Source organism: Streptomyces sp. NPDC048415 (assembly GCF_040651675.1).
Classification (GTDB): Bacteria; Actinomycetota; Actinomycetes; order Streptomycetales; family Streptomycetaceae; genus Streptomyces.
Window position 1 is genome coordinate 21,780 of the sequence record NZ_JBEZKJ010000052.1, and the last position, 14,388, is coordinate 36,167.

Genomic DNA, 14,388 nt, shown 5'->3' on the forward strand with positions numbered 1-14,388 from the left:
GCCGCACCACCGCCCCGCCGGTGCCGCTCAAGGACGGCACCGGCACAGCGCAAACCGTTCTTGTGCTGGACGCGCAGATCCCCAGCCACATCCTCAGCGTGTCATTCACCGTCCGCATCGATGGCACCTGGCGGCCCACGCAAACCGAAGTCCCCGCCCATCCCCATCCTCAGGCACTCGCCCGCCTTCATCTGCGCACGCGCACCGAAGCCGTTCTCAGACGCCTTTCCGTACTCCACCCGGGCGCCGCGCAGGACGCCACGAATCTCGCGCTGGCGTCCTGGGCCCCGGCCGCGGCCGGCCTTGAAACGTGCGCCGCGGTCCAGGTGACCGCCTCGCCCGACGACTGCCGCCTGGCCCAGGAACATCTGCGCCGGCAACGCGTCATCGATCTTGACCACGCAGACGAACAATCCCGCCAGTCCGGCACCTGTGCCGGGACGGGGAGGGGAGCCTCTTCCACATCACGCCATCCGCTCATGCGTTCGAATGTAGCGCAGCTTGTGCCGATCGAGGAGCCGCGTGACCATCACCAGCCTGCCCCAGCCGCGCTGCCGGGCCATGTCCATGTGATCACTTGACTCGTTGTTCTGTCACGGCGTCGGCTCCAGCCTGGCCGGCGCCAGGCAGAAGAGGAGACCCCCACTCATGTACGCACTCCGATACGCGAGCAGGATCGCAACGACCGTCGGCGCGGCAGCCCTGCTGGTTACCGGCATGGCCAGCAGCTCCCAGGCCGCGCAGGGCACGTTCTTCTACACCAGGGCAGACACCGGTGGGGAGACCTTCCTCGGCAGCACACCCAACGGCGTGTGCCTCTCCGTCCCTGGCGGCGCCCGCCAGGCGAGCAACGACACCGACACCGACGCCACGCTCTACACGAACAGCAGCTGCACCTCCTTCGCCGGGTTCGTCGGCTCCCGGCAGTCGGAAGCTTTCTCGTCCCCCTACCCGACCTTCGTCAAGTTCGGATAGCACACGATGCGGCCCCTGGCGGAGACCGGCGAGCGGGCCGTCAGGGGAACCGCCGAAGTGCACGCCGACCCCGAGCTGTACGCCGCACTCACCGCCGACTAGTGCCGCATCAGGCAACGTTTGCCCTCTGCGAGGCCCTGCCTGTCGACGATTTCGGCCGCTGCCGATAATCGACTGATGAGCACTGTCGAACGCCCCCTGCCGCCCCTGAACGCCGACGAGCGCACCACGCTTGAGAGCTGGCTCGATTTCCACCGCACCACGCTCGCCATCAAGTGCGAGGGCCTGGACAACGAGCAGGCCGCCGCCGCCTCCGTGCCGCCGTCCCCTTTCACCCTGACCGGCCTCGTCCAGCACATGGCGGAGGTGGAGCGGAACTGGTTCCGCCGGGTATTTGCCGGAGAACAAGCCCCGCCCATCTACGACCCGCAGGCCGACCCGGACGGCCCCGACGGCGGTTTCGACCTGGCCGAGAGCGCCATGCTGGGCGGCGCACTCGCCACCTGGCGCGAGGAGATCGCCCGCGCCCGCGAGCACTGCGCAGCGCACACGCTGACCGACACCGGCCGCTTCATGGGGCAGGACGTCAGCCTCCGCTGGATCTACGTCCACATGATCGAGGAGTACGCCCGCCACAACGGCCATGCCGACCTGCTCCGCGAACGCATCGACGGCGCCACCGGCGTATAGCGTTGGATCAGGCAGCGTTTGCCCGGTCGACGACGGCGCGCAGGCGCTGGTCGTCGGCGTGGCGGTTTCGCCAGATGATGTAGCGGCGGATCATGCTGCCCTGTTCCTTGTGGTCGGCGTGGTCGGTGCCGTCGAGGGTGAAGTAACGCAAGGCGGTGAACTGGGCCTCGATCCGGTTGAGCCACGAGGAGTTCGTCGGGGTGTAGGCGATCTCGACGTTGTTCGCCGCCGCCCAGGTGCCGACCCGCTGGCACCTCTTCGTGGTCAGGTGCGGCGAGAAGTTGTCGGCGACGATCGCGATCCGCACCGTCACCGGGTAGAGGCTGCGCAGGTAGCGACAGAACTCCAGGAACTGCGTTCACCTCTTGATCGGCTTGATGTGGCCGTAGAGCTTGTCCTCGGCCAGGTCCAGGGCGGCGAACAGGTGCCGCACCCCGCCATAGCGGTTGTAGGTCGCCCGCCGCCGTCGGCGCGGTTCACGGTCGGGGTTCTTGTGCTTGCCACCGCGCTCTGCCCACTGCCGCCCCGGGTGAGGCATCAGGTTGAGCGGGCCGAACTCGTCCATGCAGAAGACGACTTCAGGCTCACCGCCCTCGGGTATCACCTCACCGTCGGCGATCGCGTAGAGGTGCTCGACGCGTGCCTTCTTCGCGGCGTAGTCCGGATCGCGGGAGGTCTTCCAGGTCTTCAGGCGTTGAAAGGAGACGCCTTCCTCGCGGAGCAGGATGCGCAGGCCCTCGTGGCTGATGTCGTCGACCACCCCCTCGGCGACCAGGAAGTCCGCCAGCTTGGTCAGACTCCAGGTGGAGAATGGCAGGTCGTGCTCGGTCGGCTTGGACTTGGCGATCTTCTTGATCTCGCGGCGCTCGGGCAGCGTGAACGTCCGGGGCCGACCGCCCTGGTACTTCGGATACAGCGAGTCGAAGCCGTCGGCGTTGAAGTTGTGGATCACATCCCGGACCCGGTCATCGCTGGTGAACGACACCTCGGCGATCCTCGCTACCGGCATGCCCTGCGCGGACAGCAGCACCATCTGGGCCCGCCGCCAGGTCACTACCGAGCCGGTGCCCCGGCGGATGATCCGCAGCAGCCGTCGGCCCTCATCGTCATCGATCTCGCGTACGCGCACTCGCTCAGCCACCCGGCCAGGGTGACCGTTAAACGCCGACCGGCACAGCACCCGGACGGCGCGTCACATCACAACAGGGCGAACGTTGCCTGATGCGGCACTAGCTGGGCGCGCAGGCCGCGGGCAACACGCGCGCGGCATGGCACCCCGCCACTCGATAAGTCGAGAGGCGGCTCGTCCCAGGTCCATACCGTGTCGCCCTCAGGACCACCCGGACGGGCGGCCTCGCTGATGACGCGCTTCCAGTCGTCGGTCGTCATGCTGCCGTGGCCCTTGGTGGGTCCGGCTTCGGCGTAGCAGTGCGAGGGACAGGTGAGCTGGCAGCGGCTGGTGATCTCCAGTTTTCCGACCGCTTCTCGCGAGAAGCTGGCTGACCAGGCGCTTTGCATGCCGGACATGTTCGCCACGTGTCCGGTCGATGCTGCGGTGGCTGGCGTTCGATAGGCCCTCGCACCGGCCGTGGACCGGGATGCCTTTCGTCACGGGTCATCAGGCTGCGGTGTCGTCGCCGATCTGGAGTTCGTTCACCCATTCCTGGGAGGCCGCGAGGCTGGGAGCGGTGCCGACCGGCTCGTACGCGAACCCGCTCCACTCCTCTAGGACGCGCGGCTCGTCGGGCCGGAGGTGGCCGGCGCCGCCGTGCACCGGCCGGTGGCGCCGGTAGATGTCCATCGGCGGCCGGCGCCGCTTGTCGTACGCGGCGAGCGGGTTGTCGGCGTCCGCGCGTGGGACGGCGCGCGACGGCTGGTTCGACGGTCCGGGTCGGGAGTGCTTGCCCATGTCTCGATGCTCTCAGGCGGCGATCGTGGTCGGCCGGGCGGCGGCGAGGTCGCGGGCTCGGGTGCGTACGTCCTCGACGCCGGCGGTGCGGTACGGCCGGGTGGCGTCCAGCAGGGTGTTGAGGCGGGAGGCGACGAGGGTGGAGTCGATGCGGGCCGCTTCGTCAAGCGCCTGGTGGGCCGCGTCGGTGGCCTGCTCGACGTCGCCCTCGTCATACAGGGCGGCCGCCAGGCCGACACGGTCCATGACTTTCACCCGGTCGAAGCCCGGCTTGCGGAAGGCGATCGCGTTCTCGAAGTGCGTGCTCGAGGCCTGGGAGCGGCCCAGTTGGGCGAGGTCGCGGGCGGAGACCGCGCGGGCGCCGGCGTGCTCGGCGGCGTCGAAGTAGTCCACCCACGGCGGTACGTCGCCGAGGTCGTCGGCCAGGAGCTCGTCGGCGGTGCCGAGGTGACTCTGGGCCGCTCGCTCGTCGCCGAGGGCCGCGTGCACCCGGCCGGTCTGCGAGGAGACCAGCGCCCTTGTCGCGGGCAGTCTGGCCTTCTTGGCGGCGACGCCGAGGAGACCGAGGGCGTCCTGGGGGTGCCCGAGGTAGATCATCTGGTGGGACATGCGGGTGACGATCTCCACCCCGCGGTCGCGCTGCCCGGCCTCGCCAGCGGCGTACGTGCCGTAACTCCACAGGCATTGGGCGATGCCGTAGCGCCCGGCGTCATGGCTGGCCCAGCCCGCGAGCGCCGCGAGGTCGGCGGTTGCCGCGAACACCCGGGTCTTAGCTTCGGTGGGACGCCGTCCTGGATACGGCGGGCGACCTCGTCGAGCTGGGCGACGATTGCCGAGCGGTACAGGCCGCCGCCCTTGGAGGCGTCGGCCTTGGTGAAGAAGGCGGTCACCTCTTCGAGGGCGGTGACGGTGTCGACGTCGAAGCCCTTGTGGTCATGGTTCAGTGCGCGGGCGGTGCCGCCGAGCATCCGTTCGGCGGCGAGGATCAGCGGGGCGCCGACGGCGAGCTTGAGGGTGTCGCGGCGGTTCATGAAGTCCATCTGCGTCCATCCGGCCAGGGCCTGGGCGGCTGCTTCGGTCAGCAGCGGGAGCTGGATGCTATCCAGCACCACACCGGTACCCGTCAGGCCGAGATCACCGGCAGTGAGCGGCTGGCCGACCGCTTCCGAGAGGACGTCGGCGAGCAGGGCTCGGCGGCCTTGCGCAGCCGCTTGTTGTAGCCGGGCTGCTTGGGCAGGTACGGGAAGAGATGTCGCAAGTGGGCGCGGGCGTGGCGGAGCCACCTGGCCTCGGAGGTGAAGCCGAGCATGGCCTGCATCATCGCCAGCGTGACCAGCTCGGCGTCGGTGAGCTGCGGGGCGATCCCCACGGCCGGCCGCCATGGCGCGAGATACGGAGACGCCTTCAGCAGGTCGTCGGTCTTCACATAGAGCGCGATCGTGAGGGTGTCCAACTCTGTCTTCACACACCGACGTTGGACGCCCTCGTCCCATGCGCGCAGCCGATCCCTTGGAATCGATCATCTAGTGCCACCGGCCACCGTCGCGGTGCCCTTTCGACCAGCTCTGCCGGTGGAGAGCAGCGCCACGGCCGCGCCGAGGGCGCCGCTATCGCCTGCGCCGTGAATTCCACTTCACCCGGGGCGTCAACCCATGATCGCCCCACCGTTCTGCCATGAACATCTCAGGAATAACTCAAGAGTTGACCAGGAACGACAAAGGCTAGTCACAGTTTCAATGATCTTCTTGTTGGCATGTTCCGGCCACTCGTAGGTTTTGCGCCGGTCGGTACGCGCATCACGCGTCCCGGCCGTCCAGCGCACCCGCATGTCTCCCCTGGTTCACCCACCTCTCGGAGGAAGTACGTTGCGCAGAACCATTTCTCTCACCGCCGTGGCTTCCTTGGCCACGGCTGCTCTGGCCTTGGCCGCGCCGGCCGGCCAGGCGGCGCCCTCGGCCTCACCCTCGCCGAACGGCGTCACCGTCGCCCACTCCTGTGCGACCCCGACGCAGAAGAACGTGATGGCGTGCAAGGCGCTGCACGTCACCGCGGGCACCCCCAAGTCCGCGCACGCCGAGAGCGACCTGACGGCGGCCGCCGCCCCGTCGGGCTACGGCCCCACCTCACTGCAGGCCGCGTACAACCTGCCTTCCTCCAGCGGCGGTTCGGGCCAGACCGTGGCCATCGTCGACGCGTACGACGACCCGAACGCCGAGGCCGACCTGGCCGTCTACCGGTCGCAGTACGGCCTGTCCGCCTGCACCACCGCCAACGGCTGCTTCAAGAAGGTCAACCAGACCGGCGGCACCAGTTATCCGCGCGGTGACTCCGGCTGGGCCGAGGAGATATCCCTCGACCTCGACATGGTCAGCGCGGCCTGCCCGAACTGCAAGATTCTGCTGGTGGAGGCCAGTTCGGCGACCATGACGAACCTCGGCACGGCCGTGAACACCGCCGTCAGCCTGGGCGCCAAGTACGTCTCCAACAGCTACGGCGGCAGCGAGTCCTCCAGCGACTCCACCTACGACTCGTCGTACTTCAACCACCCCGGCGTCGCCATCACCGTCAGCTCCGGCGACAACGGCTACGGCACCGAGTACCCGGCCGCGTCCAAGTACGTGACGGCCGTGGGCGGTACGTCCCTGAAGACCTCGTCCACCTCGCGCGGCTGGACCGACACGGTGTGGAACGGAGCGGGCTCCGGCTGCTCCTCGTACGACGCCAAGCCCACCTGGCAGACCGACAGCGGCTGCGCCAAGCGCACCGTCGCGGACGTCTCCGCGGTCGCCGACCCGAACACCGGCGTCGCGGTCTACGACAGCTACCGGCAGGCCACCGGCTGGATGGTCTTCGGCGGCACCAGCGCCTCGGCCCCGCTGATCGCGGCGACCTACGCGCTGGCGGGCACCCCGTCCTCCGGCTCGTACCCGGCGTCATTCCCCTACGCGCACACCTCGGCGCTCTACGACGTGACCAGCGGCTCGAACGGCAGCTGCTCCGGCTCGTACCTGTGCACCGGCACCACCGGGTACGACGGCCCGACCGGCCTCGGCGTCCCGAACGGCACGGCGGCCTTCACCGGCTGAACGGCTCTAAGGTAAGTCGGTTGGCTGTATGCACCGCGCCGAGGACGAAGGCCGCCTTGTTGCGGCACTCGTTGTCCTCCGCGACCGGGTCGGAGTCGGCGACAATGCCGGCTCCGGCCTGGACGTACGCCGTGCCGTCCCGCAACAGCGCCCGTTGGGCGGGGCGAGGGACTGCGCCGGCTGGTCTGCCGGAGCCGCGAAGAGGCAGGTGTGCCCGAGTCCGGTCTCCGCCTCCCGCCAGGGCCGCGGAGCCGAAAGCGGTCCCGCGCGGCTTGCGAACGGGCGCGGGACCGCCTAAGCCCCGCTGTCCTGTCCGCAGCCGGGCATCGCGACCGTAGGGGTCCCGGGCTGCCCGCGCACGCCGAGCACGCCGGGAGGCACCGGTATCCACTCGCCGGCGCCACGGTTCAAACCCGTCCGCCCCATCGCGCAGCCGCGCGAGGTTGAGCTGAGTCAACGTCATGAGGCGGGCTCCCTGCGGTGGCGGGGCTCCAGTGCACGGACCGCGGTCTCGGTTGACTGATTGACGCCGGCCCCCACGGTCGCCAGGCGCTCGTCGAGATCCCGCATCACGCGGCGGGCCCGCGCGCCGATGACGAGGAAGTCCCCGTCGTCCAGCTCGATGACGTCCGGGCAATTGTTGTAACCGGTCGACCCGCGCTCGGCAGGCGTCGATCCGATACGGCGCATGGGACTCCTTGGTGACAGGATCGATGCCATGGGCACCGAGACGGACTGGGTGTACCGGGTGGACGAGCCGCACGGCTCACAGGGATGGCGCCCCTACCGCAGCGACCCCGAACGGTGGCGGGGCACGATCACCGCCGACGATTCGAGCGAGGGCCCCCAGTACGCCCTCTCCCTCGTCGTCGCCGACCTGATGACCGAGTGGAGGGCGGCCGGCCTTCACCGGGCGAAGCACGTGCGGGTCTTCCTCTGGCGCGACGAGGAGGGTGACGAGGAGGACGCCGACGCCATCGTGGAGGTCCGGCCGAGCATCCACGCTGAGTTACCGGCGAGCGACCGGATCCGCTGACGGGTGACGATTCGGTCCGGCGGCGCGAACGAACACGTAGAGGAGTGCCCGTGTCCACCGAGGAGAACAAGAGGCTGGTTCGCCGGTTCTACCAGGAGATCGACGAGGGCAACCTGGATGCGATGGACGATCTCGTGGCCGAGGACTACCAAGATCACTCGCCGCCACCGTTTCCAGGGTTCACACCTGGTCGCGAGGGACTCAAGCAGGCATTCCGTCTGTTCTGGGAGGCCACGCCCGGAACCCACGGGATCGAAGACCAGATCGCGGAGGGCGACAAAGTCGTGACCCGGCTGACGGCCCGTGGCGTGCATGAGGCGGACCTCCCGGGCATCCCCGCCACTGGCAGGCCGATCACGGTGACCGCAACGGTGATTCACCGCATCGAGAACGGCAAGCTTGCAGAAAAATGGTCGGACAAGGATGTCCTCGGCTTCCTTCAGCAGCTCGGTGTCATCCCGACGCACGGCGGGACGTCGGGATAGAAGTGGTCAACAGAGCGTTCGTCAGATGATGCAGCGCCGGATCATGCCTGGACGTGGTCTGCCACTGGTCACGACCAGAACTCGTCCTCTACCTGCTGATCCCCCTGGAACTCGCGGAACGCGACGGCCTTCCCGTCGGCGATCTCCCAGGCATGCACTTCCGGCGAGGACCAGGCCCGACCGTTGCGCTCCGCGCTGACCGTGCACAGGACCACGATCCGCGACTCGTCTGTGAGCACGTCGTCGATCTGGATGCGAAACGAGCCCTCGGACAGCTCCATGACCCGCCCGAAGAATCCGATGAGTTCCTGGTGCCCTCGGTAGTCGCCGGAGAGCGGGCTGCGTCCCGGAACGTGCCAGGTGATCTCCTCGGCGAAAGCCTGAAGCACCGCGGGGATGTCACCGGCCCCGAAGGCGTCGTACGCTCCCTCGATCAATTTCCGGTCATCGGTGACCATGGTCAGTCTCCCGTCCTTCCGAAGCTGGTCGAGTCCGGCGACCGCCTCGCCGGAACACCCTCCGGCGGGGGGCGCCATCAGAGCCCGTCGGCATCGTGAACGCCGTCTTCATGAGCATTTTCAACGCCGGGCAACACCCGCGCCCCACTGACAACGGGCTCGGGACACTCTGCTCGGGCCGTGAGGAAATGGCGCCGCGTCGAGCGGCCGTCTGGGCTTTGATGCCGCGCCCATTGCCAGCCGTCTGCCGGTCCGAAGCAGGAGTGTGACCTCGAAGGGTCAAAAGTCGGCAACGATTTTCGTTTCCGACTGACTGATCATGGTGGTGAAAATCATTTCTATCTAGCCTGGGTGTTGTGCCACGGCCCACCGCTCTGGGCCCACCTGTCCGCTGAGGAGATCCGCAAGATGAGAACCGCCATAGCCCGTCGCTCCCGCACCGCCGCCGGCGCGGCCGCCGCCGTCGCCGCACTGGCTGCCGTCAGCGCCTGCTCGACCAGCTCCTCGGACGACTCCAAGACGGCCGCCGACAGCCAGAAGAGCAAGACCATCCACGTGGTGGCGGCGGAGAACTTCTGGGGCAGCATCGCGACGCAGCTCGGCGGCAGCCACGTCGAGGTGAAGAGCATCATTGACAACCCGAACGCGGACCCGCACGACTACGAGCCGACAGCCGCGGACGCCCGCACCGTTGCCTCCGCCCAGTTCACGGTCGTCAACGGCATCGGCTACGACGCCTGGGCCGACAAGCTGCTGTCCGCCAACCCCGCCAGCGGCCGCACCGACCTGAAGGTCGGCGACCTGGTCGGCATCAAGCCCGGCGGCAACCCGCACCGCTGGTACTCCCCCGCCAACGTGCACCAGGTCATCGAGCAGATCACCGCCGACTACAAGAAGATCGACCCGGCCGACGCCGCGTACTTCGACACGCAGAAGAAGACGTTCGAGGACACGACCCTCGCCCCGTACAACAAGATCATCGCCGACATCAAGGCGAAGTACGCGGGCACCCCCATCGGCGCCTCCGAGTCGATCGTCACGCCGCTCGCCGAGGGGCTCGGCCTGAAGATGCTCACGCCGGAGTCCTTCCTCGACGCGATCAGTGAGGGCACCGACCCCACCGCTCAGGACAAGTCCGCGATCGACAAGCAGATCCAGGACAAGCAGATCAAGGTCTACGTCTACAACAGCCAAAACGCCACGCCGGACGTGCAGGCTCAGGTCAAGGCGGCCAAGGCGAAGGGGATTGCGGTGGCGACGGTCACCGAGACCCTGACCCCGGCCGGCGCCTCGTTCCAGGCGTGGCAGGTGCGCCAGCTGCAGGGCATCGAGAAGGCGCTGGCGCAGGCGACAGGCAAGTGAGGACGGCGGATCCGATGGCCCGAATACCCGAGGTGATACCAGATCGGGTCCCGCCCGAGGCGAGGGCCGCCGGAGCGGAGGCGAACGGGTCCCGGCCCGGCGTGGACGAGGCGGTGGTGTCTCTGCGCGATGCCGCGGTGCGCGTCGGCGGGCGCACCCTGTGGTCCGGGGTCGATCTCGACGTGGGTGCCGGGGAGTTCGTGGCCGTGCTGGGGCCGAACGGCGTCGGCAAGTCCAGCCTGGTCAAGGTGCTGCTCGGCGTCCTGCCCGCGGCAGCCGGACAGGTGCGGGTCCTGAGTGAGGCGCCGGGGCGGGCGGGCAAGCGCGTGGGATACCTGCCGCAGCGCCGCAGTTTCGATGCCGCCCTGCGCATACGCGGCACCGACATCGTGCGGCTCGGCCTGGACGGGGACCGCTGGGGTACGGCGCTACCCGTGCCCGCGCGTTTCAGCGCGCGGCGGCGGGCGGCCAATGAACGCATCGCCGAGGTGATCGAGCTGGTCGGGGCCTCGGCCTATGCTCACAGGCCCATCGGCGAGCTCTCGGGCGGCGAGCAGCAGCGTCTCCTGATCGCCCAGGCGCTCGCGCCGCGGCCGCAGTTGCTGCTCCTCGACGAGCCGCTGGACAGCCTGGACTTGTCCCACCAGGGCACGGTGGCGGCGCTCATCGCGCGCATCTGCCGGGAGGAGGGGGTGAGCGTGGTGATGGTCGCGCACGACGTGAACCCGATCCTGTCCTATCTGGACCGGGTGGTGTACATCGCCGGGGGCGGGACCGCCGCCGGACGGCCGCAGGAGGTCATCACCACCGAGACGCTCACGCGGTTGTACGGGGTGCCCGTGGAGGTGCTGCGCACCAGCGACGGGCGGCTGGTGGTCGTCGGCCAGCCCGAGGCACCCGCCGTGCACACCGACCGCCACCAGCCGGAGCCGGGGCTGGGGGGCCTGGCGTGAACTGGACATTGGCAGAGACCGGTTGGTCGTGGAACCCGGTGTACGACCTGCAGCAGATGTGGGCGTATCCGTTCATGGTCAACGCCTTCCGGGCCGGCACCATCGCGGCCGTACTGGCCGCGGTCATCGGCTGGTTCATGGTGCTGCGCCGACAAAGCTTCGCCGGACACACTCTGGCCCAGGTGAGCTTCCCCGGCGCGGCCTGCGCCACCCTGCTGGGCATCAGCGCGGTATACGGATACTTCGCGTTCTGCGTGGGCGCGGCCGTGGTCATCGCGGCCATCCCCCGCGCCGGACACGGCGGCCTCGCCCAGGAGTCCGCACTGACCGGCACCGTGCAGGCATTCCTGCTCTCCTGCGGGTTCCTCTTCGTCGCCCTCTACAAAGGCTTCTTGGGCGGCGTCAACTCCCTGCTCTTCGGCAGTTTCCTGGGCATCAACACCACCCAGGTGACACTGCTCGCGGTGGTCGCCGCGCTCGCCCTCGGCACGCTGGCGGTGATCGGCCGGCCGCTGCTGTTCGCCTCCGTCGACCCCGGCGTGGCCGCCGCCCGCGGAGTGCCGGTGCGTGCGCTGTCCGTCGGCTTCCTGGTCCTGCTGGGCGCGGCGACGGCCGAGACCGCGCAGATCACCGGCACCCTGCTGGTGTTCGCACTGCTCGTGATGCCCGCCGCGACCGCCCAGCAGCTCACCGCCCGCCCGGCCGCGAGCCTGGGCCTGTCGGTGACCATCGCGCTCGCGGTGACCTGGGTGGCACTCATCGCCGCCTACTACTCCCCCTATCCGCTCGGCTTCTACGTGACCACCTTCGCCTTCGGCCTCTACGCACTGACCCGCATCGTCCGCGCCCTCGCACTGGCGGCCACCCGGCGACTGCCCGCGCTCCAGCCGGTCGGGGGCGCGATATGAACGCCTTCGACCACCCCTACTTCGTCCATGCGCTGCTCGCGGGCACGCTGATCGCCGCGGCGGCGGGCCTGGTGGGCTACTTCCTGGTGCTGCGCGCCCAGGTATTCGCGAGCGACGCGCTCAGCCATGTCGCCTTCACCGGTGCGCTGGCGGCACTCGCGCTCGGCTACGACCTGCGGCTGGGGCTCTTCGCCGCCACCATCGTGCTGGCGCTGGTGATCGCCGGACTGGGCCGCCGGGGGCGTGCCGACGATGTGGCGATCGGCAGCGTCTTCTCCTGGATCCTGGGCCTGGGCGCGTTCTTCCTCACCATGTACACCACCTCCAAGGGGGCCGGTGACGGCAAGGCAGGGGTGAACGTCCTCTTCGGTTCCATCTTCGGGCTGTCCGCGAGCACCGCGATGGTGGCGGCGCTGGTGGCCGCCGGTATCTGCCTGGCGGTGCTGGCCATCGCCCGTCCCCTGCTGTTCGCCTCCCTGGACGAGGCGGTGGCCGCGGCGCGCGGCGTGCCCGTCCGCGTCCTGGGCATCGCCTTCCTGGTTCTGGTCGCTGCCTGCGCGGCCGAGGCCACCCAGGCGGTGGGCTCACTGCTGCTCCTGGGGCTTTTCGCCGCCCCGGCCGGCGCGGCGCAGCGGCTGACCGACCGCCCGTACGTCGCGCTGGCACTGTCGGTCGGCCTCGCGGTGGCGGAGATGTGGGCCGGCCTCGCGATCAGCTACGCGGCACCGCAGTTGCCGCCGAGCTTCGCCATCATGGCCACGGCGACGGCGGTCTACGCCGTCACGCTGATCGCCGTACGTCCCGGGCGCCGGATACGTGCCCGGCCCTTGGCCGTGGAGGTGTGATGACGGCGCCGGGCGACGAGGTGAAACTGATCGGGCGCCACACGGCCCAACGCGCCACAGTGGTACGGGCGTTGATCGACGCGGACGGTTTCGTCGGCGCCCAGGCGTTGCACGACTCGCTGCTCTCCGGCGGCTCGCCCGTCGGTCTCAACACCGTCTATCGCACCCTCACCGCCCTGGCGGAGGCGGGCCGCGCGGACGTCATACGCGACAGCAGCGGCGAACGCCTCTACCGCCACCGGCCCTCCGCCGAACACCGCCACTACCTGCTGTGCCGCGGCTGCGGGCTGAGCGTCGTGGTCGACTCCGCCGTGGTGGAAAGCTGGGCCGCCGGCATCGCGGACTCTTCGGGCTTCGCGGACGTCGAGCACACGCTGGAGCTGACGGGCCTGTGCGCAGACTGCCGGACCGAGAGGAGCGCCCCAGGAGGCAAGCCGGTTCCCCCGCGACGCTAGTGTCCTGCGCCGAGATCCGTCGGCAGAAGCGTGCGAGGGAGTCGAGGATCTCTTCGGCTGTCTTGGTCCAGATGCACGGCTTGGGGTCTTCCTTCCAGTTCTTGACCCACGCTCGGATGTCGGCTTCGAGTGCCTGGACGTTCTTGTGTGCGCCGCGGCGGATCATTGGTGGGCCAGGTAGCCGAACCACCGCTCGACCTGGTTGATCCAGGAAGAGCCGGTCGGGGTGAAGTGCAGTTCGAACCGGGCCGACGACGTCGTAGACCTTCTCCACGAACAACGGGTCCGTCGACAGCTTGAACGTGTCCGTCAGATGCGGCTTGAGCTGGAACTGCCGCCAGATCCGGCCCACGGTCGACTTCGACAGACCGCTGTGGTCCGCCATCGACTTCCGCGACCAGTGGGTGGCGTTCTTCGGCAGCTGTTCCAACGTAGAAATACAGAGAGCCTCATCAGTGGTGGCGGCGATAAAGGGAAGGCGGGAACCAGACGAGCACACCGCCCTCGGCGGCAAAAGCGGCACGGGTTGGGATCTGCAGCTGCTGCCCCGCCTGCTCGGTGTCCGGGCACACGTCGCGCGGCGCGAGGACCTTGCCGGGGCCCGGCCTGCGGCGAGTGGCGGCATTCCGGGCTCACGCACCTCGGCGAGGCGGGGGCGAGCCTGCTGATGCTGATGGCGAAGTCCCGGCACAAGAAGCCGGAGAACGTACGGAAGTACTTCCATCCCTCGGCGGCGGCGATCGCCGAGGTCACGAGCCTGCTCGCGCCCGACGACAGCTGACGCTGAGCACACGACCAGGTGGTCAGCATGCGGCGGACGGCCTGTCGGGCTGGGAGCGGTAGTACCCCACGCCACTGGCCTCGGTATCCGCGGACTTCGGCGCCCTCGACATCATCCCTTGGCGTGGGCCCACAGCAGCTCGACCGGGTTCAGCTCCGGTGTGTATGAGGGCAGTTGGCTGATGGTGAGCGCTGGCACCGATCGCCCAGATCGCCGCGATGCCCCGCCGCATCGTCGGCAACACGCGGGGGCGGATGAAGTTCGTGGTCGACGCCGAGTCCGACGAGGTGCTGGGCGCCGCCCTGTTGAACGTGGACTCCCAGGAGCTGATCAACTTGGTGTCACTGGCCATGCGTCATGGCGTGACCGCCACCGAGCTGCGGGACGGGGATCTACACCCACCCGTCGTCGACCGAGGGTTTCAACGAAGTTCTCAGCGCTCTGC

16 protein-coding genes and 7 pseudogenes are annotated in these 14,388 nt (G+C 69.1%); 13 read left to right on the forward strand and 10 right to left on the reverse strand.

All coding sequences use genetic code 11. From position 1 onward, the window contains the following. Positions 1-20: 20 nt before the first annotated feature. From AB0D27_RS28520 to AB0D27_RS28530, 3 genes are all read left to right on the forward strand, one after another. Positions 21-581: a hypothetical protein gene (locus AB0D27_RS28520; protein WP_362514548.1), complete on the forward strand. Its 561-nt coding sequence runs from the start codon at positions 21-23 to the stop codon at positions 579-581. A 67-nt stretch (positions 582-648) separates the two neighbouring features. Next, entirely contained in the window at positions 649-975 is a 327-nt protein-coding gene (locus AB0D27_RS28525; RefSeq protein WP_362514551.1) for a hypothetical protein, read from the forward strand. Between the two features lie 177 nt (positions 976-1,152). Continuing rightward, positions 1,153-1,665 (forward strand): DinB family protein, encoded by a 513-nt coding sequence (locus AB0D27_RS28530; protein WP_362514553.1) that lies wholly within the window; start codon positions 1,153-1,155, stop codon positions 1,663-1,665. A 7-nt stretch (positions 1,666-1,672) separates the two neighbouring features. On the opposite strand, the pseudogene AB0D27_RS28535 reads toward AB0D27_RS28530, so the two are convergent. The 6 genes and pseudogenes from AB0D27_RS28535 to AB0D27_RS28560 all read right to left on the reverse strand — a co-directional run. Continuing rightward, positions 1,673-2,806 (reverse strand): annotated as a pseudogene (locus AB0D27_RS28535) (IS630 family transposase). A 206-nt stretch (positions 2,807-3,012) separates the two neighbouring features. Beyond that, positions 3,013-3,183, reverse strand: a pseudogene (locus AB0D27_RS28540) (radical SAM protein); the annotation flags it as partial. A 100-nt stretch (positions 3,184-3,283) separates the two neighbouring features. Further along, entirely contained in the window at positions 3,284-3,574 is a 291-nt protein-coding gene (locus AB0D27_RS28545) for a DUF6087 family protein (protein ID WP_362514556.1), read from the reverse strand. 12 nt (positions 3,575-3,586) lie between these two features. After that, a complete protein-coding gene (locus AB0D27_RS28550; protein WP_362514559.1) occupies positions 3,587-4,183 on the reverse strand; it encodes a hypothetical protein in 597 nt (198 codons plus the stop codon). Further along, on the reverse strand, positions 4,168-4,683 hold the full coding sequence (locus AB0D27_RS28555; RefSeq protein ID WP_362514562.1) for a hypothetical protein: 516 nt from the start codon (positions 4,681-4,683) through the stop codon (positions 4,168-4,170). The genes AB0D27_RS28550 and AB0D27_RS28555 overlap by 16 nt, the downstream gene beginning before the upstream one ends. Positions 4,684-4,763: 80 nt before the next feature. After that, positions 4,764-5,039: pseudogene (locus AB0D27_RS28560) on the reverse strand (IS982 family transposase); the annotation flags it as partial. A 427-nt stretch (positions 5,040-5,466) separates the two neighbouring features. On the opposite strand from AB0D27_RS28560, the gene AB0D27_RS28565 reads away from it, so the two are divergent. After that, positions 5,467-6,660 (forward strand): peptidase S8, encoded by a 1,194-nt coding sequence (locus AB0D27_RS28565; protein ID WP_362514564.1) that lies wholly within the window; start codon positions 5,467-5,469, stop codon positions 6,658-6,660. On the opposite strand, the pseudogene AB0D27_RS28570 reads toward AB0D27_RS28565, so the two are convergent. Next, a pseudogene (locus AB0D27_RS28570) lies at positions 6,650-6,817 on the reverse strand (chorismate-binding protein); the annotation flags it as partial. The gene AB0D27_RS28565 and the pseudogene AB0D27_RS28570 overlap by 11 nt on opposite strands. Positions 6,818-7,119: 302 nt before the next feature. Next, positions 7,120-7,350: a hypothetical protein gene (locus AB0D27_RS28575; RefSeq protein WP_362514567.1), complete on the reverse strand. Its 231-nt coding sequence runs from the start codon at positions 7,348-7,350 to the stop codon at positions 7,120-7,122. Between the two features lie 28 nt (positions 7,351-7,378). Between AB0D27_RS28575 and AB0D27_RS28580 the strand changes: the two genes are divergently transcribed. Both AB0D27_RS28580 and AB0D27_RS28585 read left to right on the forward strand, forming a co-directional pair. Then, complete coding sequence (locus tag AB0D27_RS28580) at positions 7,379-7,696, forward strand: hypothetical protein (RefSeq protein ID WP_362514568.1); 318 nt, start codon at positions 7,379-7,381, stop codon at positions 7,694-7,696. 50 nt (positions 7,697-7,746) lie between these two features. Then, entirely contained in the window at positions 7,747-8,181 is a 435-nt protein-coding gene (locus AB0D27_RS28585) for an ester cyclase (RefSeq protein WP_362514571.1), read from the forward strand. A gap of 68 nt (positions 8,182-8,249) precedes the next feature. Here AB0D27_RS28585 and AB0D27_RS28590 read toward each other — a convergent pair whose 3' ends face one another. Beyond that, entirely contained in the window at positions 8,250-8,639 is a 390-nt protein-coding gene (locus tag AB0D27_RS28590; RefSeq protein ID WP_362514573.1) for a nuclear transport factor 2 family protein, read from the reverse strand. A gap of 408 nt (positions 8,640-9,047) precedes the next feature. On the opposite strand from AB0D27_RS28590, the gene AB0D27_RS28595 reads away from it, so the two are divergent. From AB0D27_RS28595 to AB0D27_RS28615, 5 genes are read left to right on the forward strand one after another with little or no spacing between them, the layout of a single operon-like run. After that, positions 9,048-10,001, forward strand: coding sequence for a zinc ABC transporter substrate-binding protein (locus AB0D27_RS28595; RefSeq protein ID WP_362514576.1), 954 nt, complete (start codon positions 9,048-9,050; stop codon positions 9,999-10,001). A 14-nt stretch (positions 10,002-10,015) separates the two neighbouring features. Next, positions 10,016-10,954 (forward strand): metal ABC transporter ATP-binding protein, encoded by a 939-nt coding sequence (locus AB0D27_RS28600; RefSeq protein WP_362514579.1) that lies wholly within the window; start codon positions 10,016-10,018, stop codon positions 10,952-10,954. After that, entirely contained in the window at positions 10,951-11,862 is a 912-nt protein-coding gene (locus AB0D27_RS28605) for a metal ABC transporter permease (RefSeq protein WP_362514581.1), read from the forward strand. The genes AB0D27_RS28600 and AB0D27_RS28605 overlap by 4 nt, the downstream gene beginning before the upstream one ends. Then, positions 11,859-12,707, forward strand: coding sequence for a metal ABC transporter permease (locus tag AB0D27_RS28610; RefSeq protein ID WP_362514584.1), 849 nt, complete (start codon positions 11,859-11,861; stop codon positions 12,705-12,707). Before AB0D27_RS28605 ends, AB0D27_RS28610 begins: the two co-directional genes overlap by 4 nt. Next, positions 12,707-13,162 carry a Fur family transcriptional regulator gene (locus AB0D27_RS28615; protein WP_362514586.1) on the forward strand — a complete coding sequence of 152 codons (456 nt, stop codon included), beginning with the start codon at positions 12,707-12,709 and terminating at the stop codon, positions 13,160-13,162. Before AB0D27_RS28610 ends, AB0D27_RS28615 begins: the two co-directional genes overlap by 1 nt. 13 nt (positions 13,163-13,175) lie before the next feature. On the opposite strand, the pseudogene AB0D27_RS28620 reads toward AB0D27_RS28615, so the two are convergent. Beyond that, positions 13,176-13,595 (reverse strand): annotated as a pseudogene (locus tag AB0D27_RS28620) (hypothetical protein); the annotation flags it as partial. 180 nt (positions 13,596-13,775) lie between these two features. Between AB0D27_RS28620 and AB0D27_RS28625 the strand changes: the two are divergent. Together AB0D27_RS28625 and AB0D27_RS28630 are read left to right on the forward strand one after the other, a co-directional pair. Beyond that, positions 13,776-13,943: pseudogene (locus AB0D27_RS28625) on the forward strand (site-specific integrase); the annotation flags it as partial. 254 nt (positions 13,944-14,197) lie between these two features. Beyond that, a pseudogene (locus AB0D27_RS28630) lies at positions 14,198-14,269 on the forward strand (hypothetical protein); the annotation flags it as partial. Positions 14,270-14,388 lie beyond the last annotated feature (119 nt).